We start from the raw sequence: 15,401 nt of genomic DNA, 5'->3' as shown, positions 1-15,401 counted from the left end.
GAGCGTCGTGATCAGGCGGTGGCCGCAGCACCCTTGGTGAGCGGCACGTCCTCCGTCATGACCTCGAGCAGGTGGGCCTTGGCCGAAGGGAGGATGTCGGCCACGGTGATGTCGCGCCCGGTCTCCAGCGCCAGCGTCGAGACGTCCGCGTCGGGGATGCCGCACGGCACGATCGTCTGCGTCCAGGACAGGTCGCAGTTCACGTTGAGGCTGAAGCCGTGCATCGCGACATCGCGGGAGACGCGGATGCCGATCTGACCGAGCTTGCGGTCGCGCTCACCGTCGGTGCCGGGCACCCAGATGCCTGAGCGGCCGGGGACCCGGGTCACGGTGACGCCCACGTCGGCGGCGACGCGGATCATCATCTCCTCGAGGCGGCGCACGTGGGCGATGACATCGCGCCGGCCCGGCAGGTGGGCGATGGGATAGCCGACGAGCTGGCCCGGCCCGTGCCAGGTGATCTTGCCCCCGCGGTCGACGTCGATGACCGGGGTGCCGTCGAAGGGCCGCTCGTGCGGCTCGGTGCGCTTGCCCGCCGTGTAGACCGCGGTGTGCTCCAGCAGGAGCGTCGTGTCCTCGAGGTCGCCGGCGACGACGGCAGCGTGCACCTGCTTCTGGTGCTCCCAGGCGGTCAGGTAGTCGACGGTGTCGGGGGCGAAGCCGAGCTCCTCAAAACGCATGTCCGGCAGCCTACGCCGGGGACGCCCCCTTCCTCGGTGGAGGTATACGCGCCGGTGACTCGTCAGCGCGTTTACCTCCAATCGGGCGAGGGAGGTGATGTCAGAGGTGGCGTCAGCGGGGGAGCCGGCGGGCCTCGAGGGGGGTCTCGACGACCCGGCCCTCCGCTCCCTTCGCCACGATGTACGCGCCCTTGCCGTCGACCTCGGTGACTGCCTCGACGAGCTCGGTGCCGCGATAGACCAGGCCGACCCCGTCGTCGGTGCAGTGCGCCTCGCCGAGCGTGCCGTCCGCGACCAGACGGTGCACGGTCGGTCGGCGACGGGCCTCGCTGTCGTAGTGCACGCCGTTGTCGTAGGGGAGCAGTGCCAGACCGTTGTCCACGGCCTGCAGGTCCGGGCCGAAGGAGTCTGTCGTCCCGCCGCGGTACCAGCAGATCGAGCCCGCACTCACGCCCGCGAGGACGACGCCCGCCTCCCACACACGGCGGAAGATTACGTCGAGTCCGTGCACCCGCCACACCGCGAGCAGGTTGGCGACGGACCCGCCGTTGACCCACACGACGTCCTGCGCCAGCAGGTGCGCCTCGATGTCCTCGACGTTCGGCATCGGGAAGAGGTTGAGGTGAGTGATCTCGTAACCCGCGACCGCGCCGGCCTCGGAGAAGGCGGCGTTGAAGGGCCGCGGGTCACCGCTCGCCGTACCCAGCTGGCAGATCGTCGGCCGCGAGGTCGTGCCCGAGAGGTCCACCGCGTGGTGTACGAGGCCGGCCAAGGCGAGGTCGCCCCGCTCTGGTCGAACGTAACCACCGGAGGTGGCGAGGATCGTGGGTCGGTCAGTGGTCATGTCCGCAGGCTAGCCAGCGTCAGCCGAAGAGGCGGCGCCACCACGGCTTCTTCGGTTGGTCGATCGGTCGGCCGTTGAGCAGGGTCTGCTGCTGGGGAGGAAGGGGGATCGGGTGACCGTCGATGCGCTCGGTGAAGGTCCCTCCCGGTGCCGGTCCGGAGCGCTGTGGAAAACTCGACGGCCCACACGCTGCGATCCGGCATCGTGGACCCATGGACGAGATCCCTCCGTCAGTACCCGGATACCGGTTGACCCGCCTGCTCGGCACCGGGTCGACAGCGACGGTGTGGCGGGCCCGGCGTGAGTCAGACGACGAGCTGGTCGCGGTCAAGCTGGTCGCCGCGCAAGCCGATGACGAGGCATTGCGCGAGTTCGCGATGCTCCAGGCCGCCGCTGACGAGCACGTCGTCACATTGCACGAGTCGCTCGAGGTCGACACCGACGAGGGACCCTGTCTGGCACTGGTCCTCGAGTACCTCGCGGGCGGCAGCCTGGAGCGGGTCGTCGCGGAGCGGGGGCACCTCGCGCCGGGGGAGAGCGTCACGGTGATCGCGCCCATCGCGCAGGCGGTGGCCGGACTGCACGACCTCGGGGTCGTCCACGGCGACCTCAGCCCGGGCAATGTCCTGCTCGACTCGACCGGGCGGCCGGTGCTCGCTGACCTCGGGTACTCGCGGCTGACCGGCGAGGCGCCCGGGGACGTCTACGGGACGGAGGGGCACATCGCGCCCGAGGTGCTCGAGGGCAACGATCCGACCCGTGCGAGTGACGTGCACGCCCTCGGTGCGCTCGCGTGGCTGTGCCTCGTCGGTGCGCCTCCCGGGCACATCGCCGAGCGTCCTGACCTGCGTGATCTGGTGCCTGATGAGGAGGCACTGACCGATGTCGTGGAGGCCTGCCTCTCTCCGGACCCGGATGACCGGCCAGAGGCCGACGAGGTGGCGCGCGCGGTGTTCGACGCGGTGAGCGCACAGCCGCTGCGCATGACCGCCCCGGGGGACGTCGCGAGCAGTCTGACCCGTCGGATCCGTGAGGCGGCCAGCGAGGACGTCGTCACCGTGCCCGCGTGGCAGGAGGAGCTGGCCCGCACCGTGCCGGACGACGCCGGCAGGCGACGGCGGTGGTGGCGTCGTCGTGAGAGGGTCCGGCAGGAGGTGTCTCCCTCCAGGACGAAGGGGGGTCGTCACGCCGCATCCCGCCACACGCCGTCCCTGCGACGCGGCCGTGACGAGCCGATCGACCTCAGCCGCGACATCGACCCGGACCCGGCGCCGGAGAGCGTGCCTCGGGCGATCGCTCGCTCGGCCGTGGCGCCGGTGGGCGACCGCCTCAGGGTCGGTGTGCTCGTCACCGTCGCGCTCGCGCTCCTGCTGACGGTGCTGGTGCCGTGGCGGCAGATCGCCAGCGCGGGCGGGGGCGATGCAGACGAAGACGTCCTGGTCACGGTGGGTCAGACCACGACGGCGCCAGCAGCCGCGGGAGTGGGGCACGCGGTGCGGGACCGGTCCGCGCCACGCCAGTCCCCGCAGCTCCTCGCGCAGGAGCTGACCTCCCTTCGTCAGCAGGTGGTCGTCCATCTCGACCGTGACGCGCTCACCCGTCTCGACGTCCCCGGATCGCCCGCAGCGGCGCGCGACCGTGAGCTGGTCGATGAGTTGAGCGAGAGCGGCGAGCGGTTCGCAGGGTTCACGATGACCGTGCGATCAGCGCGGCTGGAGCGCACCCACGGGTCCACGGCAGTGCTGCGGGCAGTGGTCGACGAGAGCGCCTATGACGTCGTCGACGAGGACGGCGGGCGCAGCTCTCGACCGGCACGCCGTGGGCTGGAGGTCGACCTCGTCCTGGCGTGGCACGACGGCGCGTGGCGCGTCCGCGATGTCACGGCTCCTCCCTCGTGACGGTGGCTCAGGACCGGATGATGAGGTGCGCGAGGGCGTCGTCGAGGCGGGGGTGGGCGTGCTCAAAGCCGGTGTCCTGCAAGCGTTGGGGGAGCACCCTGCTCGAGGCGAGCACCTCGTCGGCGAACTCGCCGAGCACGAGTCGCATGGCTGCCCGTGGCGCGGGGAGGACGGCGGGACGGTGCAGCACCCGGCCGAGCCCGCGGGCCAGATCGCGCTGACGTACCGGGTGAGGAGCGGTGAAGTTGACCGGCCCGGTGATGGAGGAGTCCTCGATGAGCCGGGTGTAGGCGGCGACCGCGTCGTGCAGCGTGATCCACGACATCCACTGACGCCCCGAGCCGAGGGGCCCGCCGAGGCCGAGCCGCCCCAGCCGCAGCATCGGGGTGAGGGCACCGCCCTTCGTCGACAGCACGATCCCCGTGCGGGCATGGGCGACGGGCACACCCGCTTCCTTGGCCGGGGTGGTCGCGGCCTCCCAGTCGCGCACGACATTGGCCAAGAAGGTGACGGCCTCCGCGGAGGACTCGGTGAGCACCTCGTCGCCGCGGTCCCCGTAGATGCCGATCGCGGAGGCGGTGACGAGCCGGGTCGGTCCCGCGCCATCGGCGATCGAGCGTGCCACCAGGCCGGTCCCCTCGACCCGCGAGGAATGGATGAGTGCCTTGTACTCGGGCGTCCAGCGCTGGTCACCGACCCCGGCGCCAGCGAGGTGCACCACGGTGTCGACGTCCGCCAGGACCTCCGGGCGCAGCGCCTCGCCGCTCGGGTCCCACTGCCGCTCATGGCCGGCCGCGGGCTCACGCCGCACGAGGTGGACGACGTAGTGACCCCCTGCGCGCAGGGAAGACGACAGCGCGCCGCCAATCAGCCCGGAAGCTCCGGTGATGGCGACGCGCTGTCGGCGGGCGGTCATGTCAGGCCTCGAAGCGGCCTTCTTCGAGGCGAGCCTTGATCGTGCCGAGGAACCGGGCCGCGTCCGCGCCGTCCACCACACGGTGGTCGTAGCTGAGGGCCAGGTACATCATCGACCGGATCGCCAGCGTCTCCCCACCGTCGTCGGTCGTGATGACCACGGGGCGGCGCACGATGGCACCGGTCCCGAGCATCGCGACCTGCGGCTGGTTGAGGATCGGGGTGTCGAAGAGCGCACCCCGGCTGCCGGTGTTGGTGATGGTGAAGGTCCCACCGGACAGGTCGTCCGGCGTGATCTTGTTGTTGCGGGTGCGGTCGGCGACGTCCGCGATGGCGCGGGCGAGACCGGCGACGTTGAGGTCACCGGCGTTCTTGACGACCGGGGTGAAGAGGCCCTTCTCCGTGTCCACGGCGATGGAGAGGTTTTCCTGACCGTGGTAGACGATCTCCTCACCCTCGACGCTGGCGTTGACGCCCGGGTGCTCCTTGAGCGCCTCGGCCGTGGCCAGGGCGATGAAGGGGAGGAAGGACAGCTTGGTCCCCTCGCGGCTGACGAACTCGGCCTTGGCCGCGTCGCGCACGCGAGACACCTTGGTCATGTCGACCTCGACGACCGTGGTCAGCTGGGCGCTGACCTGCAGTGACTCGACCATGCGCTCGGCGATGACCTTGCGCAGGCGCGACATCTTCTCCCGGGTGCCACGCTTGGACTTCGGGACATTGGACTCGAATCCTGCGGGGACAGCCGACGGCGCAGCAGCGGCAGCCGGAGCAGCAGCAGGCGCGGCCGCCGGGGCGGACTCCTGCGGCTGGTTCTTGGCCTTGGCTGCCTCGAGGACGTCCTGCTTGCGGATGCGGCCACCGATGCCGGTGCCCGTGATCTGCGCGAGGTCGATGCCGTTGTCGGAGGCCAGCTTGCGCACGAGCGGAGTCACGTAGGCGGCGGCGTCGCCACCAGAGGCAGCGGGAGCCTCAGCCTTGGGTGCTTCCTGCTTGGGCGCCTCGGCCTTGGGGGCCTCCTGCTTCGGTGCCTCGGCCTTGGGGGCCTCCTGCTTGGGGGCCTCGTCCGCCGGCTCTTCCTGAGCGGCCTCGGGCTCCTGCGCAGCAGCCTCCTCGGCGTCATTGCCCGCGGTCTTGGGCTCCGACTCGTCGGCCTGCGGGGCAGGGGACTCCTCGGCGTCCTCGGAGGAGGACTCGCCGCCACCGGATCCACCGACGATCGCCAGGTCGGCGCCGACCTCGACGGTCTCGTCCTCCTGGACGAGGATCTTGGTCAGCGTCCCCGCGACGGGGGAGGGGATCTCGGTGTCGACCTTGTCGGTGGAGACCTCCAGGAGGGGCTCGTCGACCTCGACGGTGTCGCCCTCGGCCTTGAGCCAGCGGGAGACGGTGCCCTCGGTGACGGACTCGCCCAGAGCCGGCATGGCGACCTTGGTGCCCTCGCCGTCACCGGAGGCCGGCTTGGCCTCGGCAGCGGGTGCCTCCTCGGCCTTGGGCTCCTCGGCGGGAGCCTCCTCAGCCTCGGGCTCCTCTGCCGGAGCCTCGTCAGCGGGGGCCTCCTCCTCAGCGGCAGGAGCAGCGTCCTCGGCAGGAGCGGACTCCTCGTCGTCACCGGAGTCCGAGGACGCCGGGGCGTCGCCGTCACCGATCACGGCGAGGTCGGCTCCGACCTCGACGGTCTCGTCCTCCTCGACGAGGATCTCCTGGATCGTGCCCGCGACAGGCGAAGGGATCTCGGTGTCGACCTTGTCGGTCGAGACCTCGAGCAGCGGCTCGTCGACCTCGACCGTGTCGCCCACATTCTTCAGCCATCGCGTCACGGTGCCCTCGGTCACCGACTCGCCCAGGGCCGGCATTGTCACCCGCTCAGACATGCGCCTCTGCTCCTTCTATCAAGATGGTTTACGTCACAGACTCTCACGAGTCGGTGTGGTCATGTCCATGGGGCCCACGTCCGCGTCGGACACTTATCGGCATCAGGTGCGACCCCACGGTGTGGTCGTCAGGCGTGTGCGTGCAACGGCCGTCCGGCCGCGAGCATCGCTGCCTCACCAAAGGCCTCACCCTGACTCGGGTGCGCGTGCACCAGGGGCGCGATGTCCTCGGGGTGGGCCTCCCACCCGATGGCCAGCTGCGCCTCACTGATCAGCTCGCTGACGCCGAGCCCGACCATGTGCACGCCGACGACGGGACCGTCCTTCTCCCGGATGAGGGTCACCGATCCGGTGGTGCCCCGGATGATGCTGCGGCCGTTGCCGCCCAAGGGATAGACGACGGTCTCGACGTCCTTGCCGGCTCCCTTCGCCGCCTCGCTCGTGAGTCCGACGGAGGCGATCTCGGGGTCGCAGTAGGTCACCTTGGGGATGATGACGTCGTCGATCGGCTTCGGGTCCAGACCAGCGATGTCCTCGGCGACGAAGATGCCGTGGGCGAAGCCGCGGTGGGCCAGCTGCAGCCCGGGCACCAGGTCCCCGACGGCGCGTACGCCCTCGACATTGGTGCGCAGGCGCTCGTCGGTCGGGACGAAGCCCCGGTCGACGCTGATGCCGGCCTCCTCGAGGCCGAGGCCTTCGCTGCGAGGGCCACGACCGACGGCGACGAGCACGAGGTCGACCTCGAGCGGGTCGCCGCTCTCCAGGTGGACGACGGCACGCTGGTCGTCGGCCTCGACGGACGCGACCCGGGTGGAGGTGAGCGTGGTGATCTTGCGCTTCTTGAACTCGCGGGTGAGGTGCTTGGAGATCGACGGCTCCTCGGCCGCGACGATCCGGTCGAGCGCCTCGACGATCGTCACCTCGGCGCCGAAGCTGCGCAGCATCGAGGCGAACTCTACGCCGATGACGCCGCCACCGAGCACGGCGACGCGCTGGGGGATCTCGGTGAGGTCCATCGCCTGGTCACTCGTCATGACGCGAGGTCCGAGCTCGACGCCCGGGATGGTGCGGGCGTAGGAACCGGTCGCCAGGACCACGGTCTTCGCGCTCAGGCGAGTGGTTCCCCCTTCGCCCTCGACCTCGACGGTGCTCGCGTCGACGAGCCGGCCACGGCCGGTGACGACCTCGATGCCTGCCTGTCCGATGAGCCCGGTCAGTCCCTTGTACAGCTGCGAGACGACCTTGTCCTTGCGCGCGTGCAGCGCGACGGTGTCGATCCCCTCGAAGGTCGTGAGGATCCCGTGGGACGCGCCCACCCGCGCGCCGTCGGCAAGCTCGGCCGCGTGCAGCAGCGCCTTGGTGGGGATGCACCCGCGGTGCAGGCAGGTCCCGCCGATCTTGTCCTCCTCGACGAGCGCGACCTTCAGTCCGAGCTGGGAGGCCCGCAGCGCACAGGCGTACCCGCCGCTGCCGGCTCCGAGGATGACGAGGTCGAAGGGGGACGAGGTCGAGTTCGCGGGGTCTGCCACGGGATGCTCCTTTGCGCGGGTGATGTGTCCGGGGTCACGGACCGGCCCCAGCGTAGGGGCAGGCGCGCCGGTGCGACGACAGCGCTCACGCGGGACATCGCTAAAGTGCTTGCCAATTGCCGACAATTCAGGGGAGATCCATGACTTCACACCTTGCTGCACACACGTCCGACGGCCCCTCGCGCAGGACGGTGGCGAAGACGGCCGCGTGGGCGGTGCCCGCCGTCACGGTCGCTGCCGCAGCGCCGACGCTTGCGGCCAGCACGGCGACGATCGATCTGGCGCTTGAGGCTCAGCCCTTCGGCGACGGGATCACGACCTACAGAACAACAGCGTGACGACCGAGGTGCGCTACGTCGACACCCAGGACGCAGCCCTGACTGTGACCTGGCGGGAGCACCTCCTCACCACCGCGGACGGTGACCCGCTGCCGATCAACGTCCAGGACACGCTCACCGTCACGGCGAACGCGCCCGGCGACCTCCCCAAGGGCACCATGCTGACGATCGGTGGTCCGACCGTCAACGACGGGACGGACTGGACCACGGCCTTCGAAGGCGCGACGATCGTCACCGCCCTGCTCGACGGCGTGGACGTCGCCGACCAGATCAGCCAGGACCCGGTGGCACCGGGAGACGACGTGTTCACCTGGCGGATCAACGTCGTCATCCCTGCCGGTCAGAGCCTGGTCATCGACGTCGACGTCGACGTGACCACGCAGACCCGTCGGTCCGTCTATGACGGCGCGTGGTCGCAGGTCCTGTCCACCGGGGACCGGGACGAATCCAACAACCGGGCGGACACGGGGCCCTACCCGACCCGCTGACCCTCCACACACGCCAAGACCCCCTGCCCGTCGCGACGGGCAGGGGGTCTTGGCAACTGGTCGACGGGTGATCAGCCCAGCGAGGCGATGTGCTCCAGCATGGTGCCGACGGCGACGCCGGTGCCGCCCTTGGGCACGTGACCCCAGGGGCTGCCCTCGTTGAAGGAGGGACCAGCGATGTCCAGGTGCGCCCAGGGGATGGGCTCACCGGCGGCGTCCTTGGCGAACTCCTGCAGGAAGAGCCCCGCGGTCAGCGCGCCGCCCCAGCGGTCGCCCTTGTGCGCGAGGTCCGCGACGGCGGAGTCGAGGCCGGACCGGAGATCGACGGGGAGCGGCAGCGGCCAACTCGGCTCGTCGGCGCGATCGGAGGCCTCGGTGATCGCGGTGCGCAGCTCGTCGTCGTTGCCCATGACGCCGAAGATCTTCGGGCCGAGCGCGACGACGCACGCACCGGTGAGGGTGGCGACGTCGAGGATCTGGTCCGGGCCGGACTCTGCGGCCAGGGCCATGCCGTCGGCGAGGACCATCCGGCCCTCGGCGTCGGTGTCGATGATCTCGACGGTCGTGCCGTTGCGCATGGTGACGACGTCACCGGGGCGCTGGGCGTTGCTGCCGGGCATGTTTTCCGCGAGGCAGAGGTAGCCGGTGACGGCGACGGGCAGACCGAGCTCGGCTGCGGCGACGACGGTCGCGGCGACCGCGGCGGCTCCGGCCATGTCGGACTTCATCGTCAGCATGCCCGCGGACGGCTTGATGCACACGCCGCCGGTGTCGAAGGTGATGCCCTTGCCGACGAGCGCGATGTGCGGGACCTTCTTGCTGCGCGGCGCGTAGGAGAGGGTGACGATGCGCGGCGGGCGGCTGCTGCCCTGGCCGACGCCGACGATGCCGCCGAAACCGCCCTCGAGCAGGGCCTTGTCGTCGAGCACCTTGACCGTCAGCTTGCCGGAGGAAGCCTTGGCGACCTGCTGCACCTGCTCGGTGAAGGACTGCGGGAAGAGCAGGTTGGGCGCGGTGTTGACCAGGTCGCGGGCCCACGCGACATTGCGCGCGACCGTCTCGGCGGTGGCGAGGACGTCCTTGGGGGAGTCCTTGCGGTCGAGCGAGGAGTAGACCGTGACCTCGCGGTCCTCGGCCGTGGCCGGGGCGGACTTGTGCGCGGTGAAGGTGTAGTCACCCGACACGGCGCCCTCGGCGATCGCGGCCAGCTCGGTGGCGTCTGCGTGCGGCAGGGCGATCGCGACCGAGCCCTTGCCCGCGGCGCGGACTGCGGCACCGGCGGCACGACGCAGGGCGTCGGTCCCCCCTTCGTCCGTGGTACCCAGACCCACGAGGACGACCTTGTCCGCCTTCACACCCGGCACGGCAGGAAGGGTGGTGGTCGCACCGACCTTGGCACTCACCTCGAGGGCGGGCAGGACCTGGTCGAGGTGCTTGGCGGTGGGCTTGGGCAGCTCCTCGCTCGCGATGGCGGTGGCCGGGTCGGAGCCGGTGACCCCGATGACGAGAGTGCGGCCGGGCCAGGCGGCGAGGGAGCGGGAACCGAGGATCAAAGAGGGCACGTGCGTGGCGCCTTTCGGTCGGGGAGGTGGTGGATGTACCTCCGGCAGGCTATCCCGTATGGCGAGACGGTAGCGTCTGGCGCATGACCGACAGTGACGTCCTGCGCACCTCGCCCATCCACGACCGCCACGCCGCGCTCAAGGCCAAGATGGCCGATTTCGGTGGCTGGGAGATGCCCATCGAGTACCCCGGCGGTGGTGTGGTCGCCGAGCACACCGCCGTGCGTGAGCGGGTGGGTCTCTTCGACGTGAGCCACCTGGGCAAGGCGCGCGTGTCCGGTCCCGGAGCCATCGACCTGATCAACGCCACGCTGACCAACGACCTCGGCCGGATCGGCACGGGCCAGGCGCAGTACACGTTGTGCTGCAACGAGTCCGGTGGCGTGGTCGACGACCTCATCGCCTACCTGCGCAGCGAGGACGATGTCTTCCTCATCCCCAACGCCGCCAACACCGCGACGGTGGTGAGGATGCTGCAGGAGGCCGCGCCCGAGGGCGTCGAGGTGAGCGACCTCCACGAGGACTACGTCGTGCTCGCGGTCCAGGGCCCCAAGAGCGACGAGGTCCTCACCGCGCTGGGTCTGCCGGTCGACCACGACTACATGTCCTTCGACGAGGCGCAGTGGCAGGGCCACGACCTCACCGTCTGCCGCACCGGGTACACGGGGGAGCGCGGCTATGAGCTCGTCGCCCCGGCCGCCGCCGGCCTGGAGCTGTGGGACGCGATCGTCGAGGCGATGGCCCCCTTCGACGGACTGCCGTGCGGCCTCGGTGCCCGCGACACGCTGCGCACCGAGATGGGCTACCCGCTGCACGGCAACGACCTGTCGCCGGACATCACCCCGGTCATGGCCCGCTCCGCATGGGCCGTCGGCTGGGACAAGGAGACCTTCTGGGGCAAGGACGCTCTCGTCGCCCAGCGCGTCGCCAAGTCCTCGCGACTGCTGCGGGGGCTGCTCGTCACCGGCCGTGGCATCCCACGCAGCCACTGCGCGGTCATGGTCGACGGAGCCGAGGTCGGCGAGGTCACCTCCGGCACCTTCAGTCCCACCCTCAAGCAGGGCATCGCCCTCGCACTGCTCGACCGGTCCGTCGCCGAGGGCGACGAGGTCGTCATCGACGTGCGCGGCCGGGAGGTCGCCGCGACGGTGACCAAGCCCCCCTTCGTCCAGGTGCAGGTGCGTCAGTCATGAGTGAGACCTACCGCTGGCGGCTCGAGGACTCCTCGGGCTCGCCGCTGCCCAGCGAGCACTCGGTGTCCTTCCCGACCCAGGCCGAGGCCGAGGCGTGGTTCGCGGAGTCGTGGGAGGACCTGGCCGGCTCCGGCGTCGCCCAGGTGAGCCTGCTGCGTGAGTCCGAGGTCGTCTACGGACCGATGTCGCTGTCGGCGGGCTGACCACCTCACGACGCACGAAGGGGGCGCCTCCACCGATCGGTGGAGGCGCCCCCTTCGGGTCGGTGCGGGGGGTCAGCGGGGGGTGGCGCCGCGGTCGACCATCGGCTTGGGCATCCGGCTGCGACGGATCTGGAAGGCGCGCATGACGAGGTACATCGCCAGCCCGCGGGTCTCGGTGTCGGCGCCGAAGCGGTCGAGGATCTTGACCTTGGTCCGGCGCCACAGCAGGTAGGCGTCGAGGATCGCGATGATGATCAGGATGTAGACGCCGAGGAAGACGTACGTCGCCCAGGCGCCGGCGAAGAGGCTCAGCACGAGCACGGCGAGCATGAGCGGCAGCAGCCACTCGCCGAGGTTGAAGCGCGCGTCGACCGTGTCGCGGACATAGCGGCGGACCGGACCCTTGTCGCGGGCGGGCAGGTGCTTCTCGTCGCCCGTCACCATCGCCTGACGCATCTTCTGCGCGTTCTCGCGGCGGGCAGCGCGGTCCGCGGACTTCGCGGACTTGCGGTCGGCCGCCACGAGGGGACGCTTGCGCGCGGCCTCCTGGTCGCGCCGCTTGGGCGTGGGCCGGTTCTTGGCGCCGTCGCGCTGGGTCCTCTCCGTGACGGCAGAGTTCTGGGCAGCGGCTGAGTCATCCTTCTTGCGTCCGAACACGAGGTGCACTCTAGGCGTAGCGTCGGAGGTGCTGGCCGCCGGTCGGTCGCGATAGCGTCGGGTCCGTGACCGACACCACTCTCACCGCAGACCAGATCGAGACCCTGCGCGCCCGCGTGCGCGAGCTGATGCCGCAGGTGCGCACCGACCTCGAGGACCTCACCCGGATCCCGAGCGTCAGTCTCGACTCCTTCGACCAGGCCCACGTGCAGGCCTCCGCCGAGCGCACCGCCGAGCTGTTGCGCGCGGAGGGCCTCGACGTGGAGATCGTGGAGGAAGGGGGGCGGCCGGCCGTCATCGGGCACATCGACGGGCCCGAGGGTGCGCCCACCGTCCTGCTCTACGCGCACCACGACGTGCAGCCGCCCGGCAACCTCGAGGACTGGGACACCGACCCCTTCGAGCCGACGGAGGTCGACGGTCGCCTCTACGGCCGTGGCGCGGCTGACGACAAGGCCGGGGTCATGGCGCACGTCGCCGCACTGCGCGCCCACTCCGGCAACCTGCCGGTCGGCGTGACGATCTTCGTCGAGGGCGAGGAGGAGATCGCCAGCGAGTCGCTGCCGCGGCTGCTCGAGCGCCACGGTGACCGGCTGACGTCCGACGCGATCGTCCTCGCGGACTCGCTCAACTGGGCGATCGGCACCCCCGCGCTCACGACGACGCTGCGCGGCTCGATCCGCGCCGTCGTCACCGTGCGCACGCTCGACCACGGTGTGCACTCCGGCATGTTCGGTGGCGCCTGCCCCGACGCGATCACCACCATGTGCCGCCTGCTCGCCACGCTCCACGACGACCAGGGTGATGTCGCCATCGAGGGGCTGCTGCACGCGGATGCCCCCGAGATCGACTACGACGAGGCGCGGCTGCGCGAGGAGTCCGGCCTGCTCGAGGGCACTGAGCTCATCGGCACCGGCTCGATCCCCTCGCGGCTGTGGACCAAGCCGGCCGCCATCGTCATCGGCATCGATGCCCCGAGCGTCGACGAGGCCGGCAATGTCCTCAACGCCTCCGCGAGCGCCAAGATCAACCTGCGGCTCAACCCGACGCAGGACCCGCAGGAAGCCTGGGAGGCCCTGCAGAAGCACCTGCAGGAGTACGCCCCGTGGGGCGCGAGCGTCGAGGTCGAGCTCGACGAGCAGGGCTGGGGCTTCGCTGCCGACGCGCAGGGACCGGTCTACGACCAGGCACGGGCAGCCTTCGCCGACGCGTGGGGCAATGACCCGGTCGATGTCGGGATCGGTGGATCCATCCCCTTCGTCCAGGCCTTCGCTGAGAAGTTCCCGGACGCGGCCATCCTCGTCACCGGCGTCGAGGACCCCGACACCCGCGCGCACGGTGCCAACGAGTCGCTGCACCTGGGCGAGTTCGAGAAGGTCTGTGTCGCCGAGGCGCTGCTCCTTGCCCGGCTCGGCGCGATGCGGTCCTGAGAGGGGCTTGAGGGATGCCGCAGAGTGCGGAGGAGATCCACCAGCTGGCGCGGTCCCGGACGGATGCCCCTGACCTGGGTTTCGTCGAGTGGTCGGCCTTCCCGTGGGCTGTCGACGGTGGTCGGATCGTGGCGAAGGAGCTCGATCCGCCCGCCGACCACGACCGCGTCCGCGATGGCGAAGGGGGTGTCGACTGCTGGCGGTGCGAGCACCCCGACGAGGGCGTGGTCTGGCGCAACGAGCGGTGGATCCTCTCGACGGACCGCGAGGGACGGGGCGGACTGCTGACGCTGTGGCTGCAGACCCGTGAGCACATGGACTTCGGTGACATGGGCGAGGACCTGGCCGCGGAGTTCGGCCGGCTGACCCTGCGGCTGCACAACGCGATGCTCGCCCTGCCCAACGCAGGTCGGGTGCACCTGGGCAAGTGGGGCGACGGCAGCGCGCACCTGCACGTCCTGGCGATGGTGCGGCCGGCGCGTCTGCCCCAGGTCATCGGCTCCTTCGCCGTCGAGTGGGACGACCTCCTGCCGCCCGTACCCGAGGATGTCTGGCAGCGCGAGGTCGACGAGGTGGCAGTCGTCATGGCCACGGGCGACGCGGTCTGAGCCATGGTCACGCTGACCGCAGTGCATGGAGACATCACGACCCAGCAGGTCGACGCGATCGTCAACGCAGCCAACAACTCGATGCGCGGCGGCGGGGGAGTGGACGGGGCCATCCACCGGGTCGGTGGGCCGGCGGTCCTCGAGGACTGCATCGTGCGTTTCCCCGACGGACTGGCCACCGGGGACGCCGGGTGGACGACGGGAGGGGACCTCCCTTCGCGCTGGGTCATCCACACGGTCGGGCCCAACCACGCTGCGGGACAACGCGACCGCTCCTTGCTCACCTCCTGCTACCGGCGCTCGCTCGAGGTCGCCGACGAGGTCGGCGCCCGCAGCGTCGCCTTCCCGCTCATCAGCGCTGGGATCTACGGCTGGCCCAAGGACGACGCGATCGCGGCCGCGGTCGAGACGATCGCGGGCGCGGTGACGCGGGTCGAGCAGGTGCGGATCGTCGCCTTCGACGAGGCGACCTTCGAGCAGGTGCGCGAGCAGATCGCGTGCGCAGCCGAGGCAGACGTCGGTGGACAATAGTTCAATCTTCAACTAAAGTGGGCGGCATGACACAGGGCACATACGTTGAGAAGGAATTCACCCGCGACACCGCGTACATCGAGGACCGGATCACCTCGGACGGCAGCAGTGAGTGGCCGGTCGAGCCGGGCCGCTACCGCCTCGTCGTCTCGCGCGCGTGCCCATGGGCCAACCGCGCGATCATCGTGCGACGGCTCCTCGGTCTCGAGGACGTCATCTCGATGGGGATCACCGGCCCGACGCACGACTCGGACTCGTGGACCTTCGACCTCGACGAGGGGCACCTCGACCCGGTCCTGCAGATCCCGCGCATCAAGGACGCCTACCTCGCGCGCTTCCCCGACTACCCCAAGGGCATCACGGTGCCCGTGGTGGTCGACGTGCCGAGCGGGCAGGTCGTGACCAACGACTTCCCCCAGATCACCGAGGACTTCTCCACCCAGTGGCGCGAGTTCCACCGCGAGGGTGCACCCGACCTGTGGCCTGAGCACCTGCGCGAGGAGATGGCCGAGGTCAACAAGCGGGTCTACACCGAGGTCAACAACGGCGTCTACCGTTGCGGCTTCTCCGGCGACCAGGCCGCCTACGAGGCGGCATACAACCGCCTGTGGACCGCGATGGACTGGCTCGAGGAGCGTCTCGCCACCCGCC

The 15,401-nt window shown here is 70.5% G+C and carries 17 protein-coding genes; 9 read left to right on the top strand and 8 right to left on the bottom strand.

Translation table 11 applies throughout. From position 1 onward, the window contains the following. Positions 1 to 11 precede the first annotated feature (11 nt). From lipB to JLI01S_RS17140, 3 genes are all read right to left on the bottom strand, one after another. A complete protein-coding gene (gene lipB / locus JLI01S_RS10205) occupies positions 12 to 680 on the bottom strand; it encodes a lipoyl(octanoyl) transferase LipB (RefSeq protein ID WP_068264108.1) in 669 nt (222 codons plus the stop codon). A gap of 112 nt (positions 681 to 792) precedes the next feature. Further along, entirely contained in the window at positions 793 to 1,524 is a 732-nt protein-coding gene (locus JLI01S_RS10200) for a Type 1 glutamine amidotransferase-like domain-containing protein (protein ID WP_068264106.1), read from the bottom strand. Positions 1,525 to 1,543: 19 nt separating this feature from the next. Then, complete coding sequence (locus JLI01S_RS17140; RefSeq protein ID WP_169797316.1) at positions 1,544 to 1,738, bottom strand: hypothetical protein; 195 nt, start codon at positions 1,736 to 1,738, stop codon at positions 1,544 to 1,546. On the opposite strand from JLI01S_RS17140, the gene JLI01S_RS10195 reads away from it, so the two are divergent. Then, positions 1,737 to 3,422 (top strand): serine/threonine-protein kinase, encoded by a 1,686-nt coding sequence (locus tag JLI01S_RS10195; RefSeq protein WP_169797315.1) that lies wholly within the window; start codon positions 1,737 to 1,739, stop codon positions 3,420 to 3,422. The genes JLI01S_RS17140 and JLI01S_RS10195 overlap by 2 nt on opposite strands. Positions 3,423 to 3,429: 7 nt before the next feature. Here the strand turns inward: JLI01S_RS10195 and JLI01S_RS10190 are convergent, their stop codons facing one another. The 3 genes from JLI01S_RS10190 to lpdA all read right to left on the bottom strand — a co-directional run bounded on the left by JLI01S_RS10190 (position 3,430) and on the right by lpdA (position 7,740). Continuing rightward, positions 3,430 to 4,338, bottom strand: coding sequence for a TIGR01777 family oxidoreductase (locus tag JLI01S_RS10190; protein ID WP_068264102.1), 909 nt, complete (start codon positions 4,336 to 4,338; stop codon positions 3,430 to 3,432). 1 nt (position 4,339) lies between these two features. After that, on the bottom strand, positions 4,340 to 6,211 hold the full coding sequence (gene sucB, locus JLI01S_RS10185; protein ID WP_068264100.1) for a 2-oxoglutarate dehydrogenase, E2 component, dihydrolipoamide succinyltransferase: 1,872 nt from the start codon (positions 6,209 to 6,211) through the stop codon (positions 4,340 to 4,342). Positions 6,212 to 6,339: 128 nt separating this feature from the next. Then, entirely contained in the window at positions 6,340 to 7,740 is a 1,401-nt protein-coding gene (gene lpdA / locus JLI01S_RS10180; protein ID WP_068264098.1) for a dihydrolipoyl dehydrogenase, read from the bottom strand. 140 nt (positions 7,741 to 7,880) lie between these two features. Between lpdA and JLI01S_RS16965 the strand changes: the two genes are divergently transcribed. Both JLI01S_RS16965 and JLI01S_RS10175 read left to right on the top strand, forming a co-directional pair. Then, entirely contained in the window at positions 7,881 to 8,078 is a 198-nt protein-coding gene (locus JLI01S_RS16965) for a hypothetical protein (RefSeq protein WP_157074907.1), read from the top strand. Then, entirely contained in the window at positions 8,075 to 8,566 is a 492-nt protein-coding gene (locus JLI01S_RS10175; protein WP_068264096.1) for a hypothetical protein, read from the top strand. The genes JLI01S_RS16965 and JLI01S_RS10175 overlap by 4 nt, the downstream gene beginning before the upstream one ends. Positions 8,567 to 8,637: 71 nt before the next feature. Here JLI01S_RS10175 and JLI01S_RS10170 read toward each other — a convergent pair whose 3' ends face one another. Beyond that, a complete protein-coding gene (locus JLI01S_RS10170; RefSeq protein ID WP_068264095.1) occupies positions 8,638 to 10,128 on the bottom strand; it encodes a leucyl aminopeptidase in 1,491 nt (496 codons plus the stop codon). Positions 10,129 to 10,211: 83 nt separating this feature from the next. On the opposite strand from JLI01S_RS10170, the gene gcvT reads away from it, so the two are divergent. Both gcvT and JLI01S_RS10160 read left to right on the top strand, forming a co-directional pair. Beyond that, a complete protein-coding gene (gene gcvT / locus JLI01S_RS10165; RefSeq protein WP_068264094.1) occupies positions 10,212 to 11,321 on the top strand; it encodes a glycine cleavage system aminomethyltransferase GcvT in 1,110 nt (369 codons plus the stop codon). Continuing rightward, the gene (locus JLI01S_RS10160; RefSeq protein WP_068264093.1) at positions 11,318 to 11,524 is read left to right on the top strand and encodes a hypothetical protein; all 207 of its coding nucleotides are present in this window, start codon (positions 11,318 to 11,320) and stop codon (positions 11,522 to 11,524) included. Before gcvT ends, JLI01S_RS10160 begins: the two co-directional genes overlap by 4 nt. Positions 11,525 to 11,596: 72 nt before the next feature. On the opposite strand, the gene JLI01S_RS10155 is transcribed toward JLI01S_RS10160, so the two are convergent. Beyond that, a complete protein-coding gene (locus JLI01S_RS10155) occupies positions 11,597 to 12,181 on the bottom strand; it encodes a DUF3043 domain-containing protein (RefSeq protein WP_068264168.1) in 585 nt (194 codons plus the stop codon). 65 nt (positions 12,182 to 12,246) lie between these two features. On the opposite strand from JLI01S_RS10155, the gene JLI01S_RS10150 reads away from it, so the two are divergent. From JLI01S_RS10150 to JLI01S_RS10135, 4 genes are all read left to right on the top strand, one after another. Then, entirely contained in the window at positions 12,247 to 13,611 is a 1,365-nt protein-coding gene (locus JLI01S_RS10150) for a dipeptidase (protein WP_068264092.1), read from the top strand. A gap of 14 nt (positions 13,612 to 13,625) precedes the next feature. Beyond that, positions 13,626 to 14,219 carry a hypothetical protein gene (locus JLI01S_RS10145; protein WP_068264090.1) on the top strand — a complete coding sequence of 198 codons (594 nt, stop codon included), beginning with the start codon at positions 13,626 to 13,628 and terminating at the stop codon, positions 14,217 to 14,219. Between the two features lie 3 nt (positions 14,220 to 14,222). Beyond that, complete coding sequence (locus tag JLI01S_RS10140; RefSeq protein WP_068264088.1) at positions 14,223 to 14,750, top strand: O-acetyl-ADP-ribose deacetylase; 528 nt, start codon at positions 14,223 to 14,225, stop codon at positions 14,748 to 14,750. 26 nt (positions 14,751 to 14,776) lie between these two features. Then, on the top strand, positions 14,777 to 15,401 hold a 625-nt coding region (locus JLI01S_RS10135; protein ID WP_500778498.1), incomplete at its 3' end, for a glutathione S-transferase family protein.

Source organism: Janibacter limosus NBRC 16128, assembly GCF_001570985.1.
Taxonomy (GTDB): domain Bacteria; phylum Actinomycetota; class Actinomycetes; order Actinomycetales; family Dermatophilaceae; genus Janibacter; species Janibacter limosus.
Note: the sequence above shows the minus strand (reverse complement) of the source record. Positions and strands in the feature narration are given on the sequence as shown.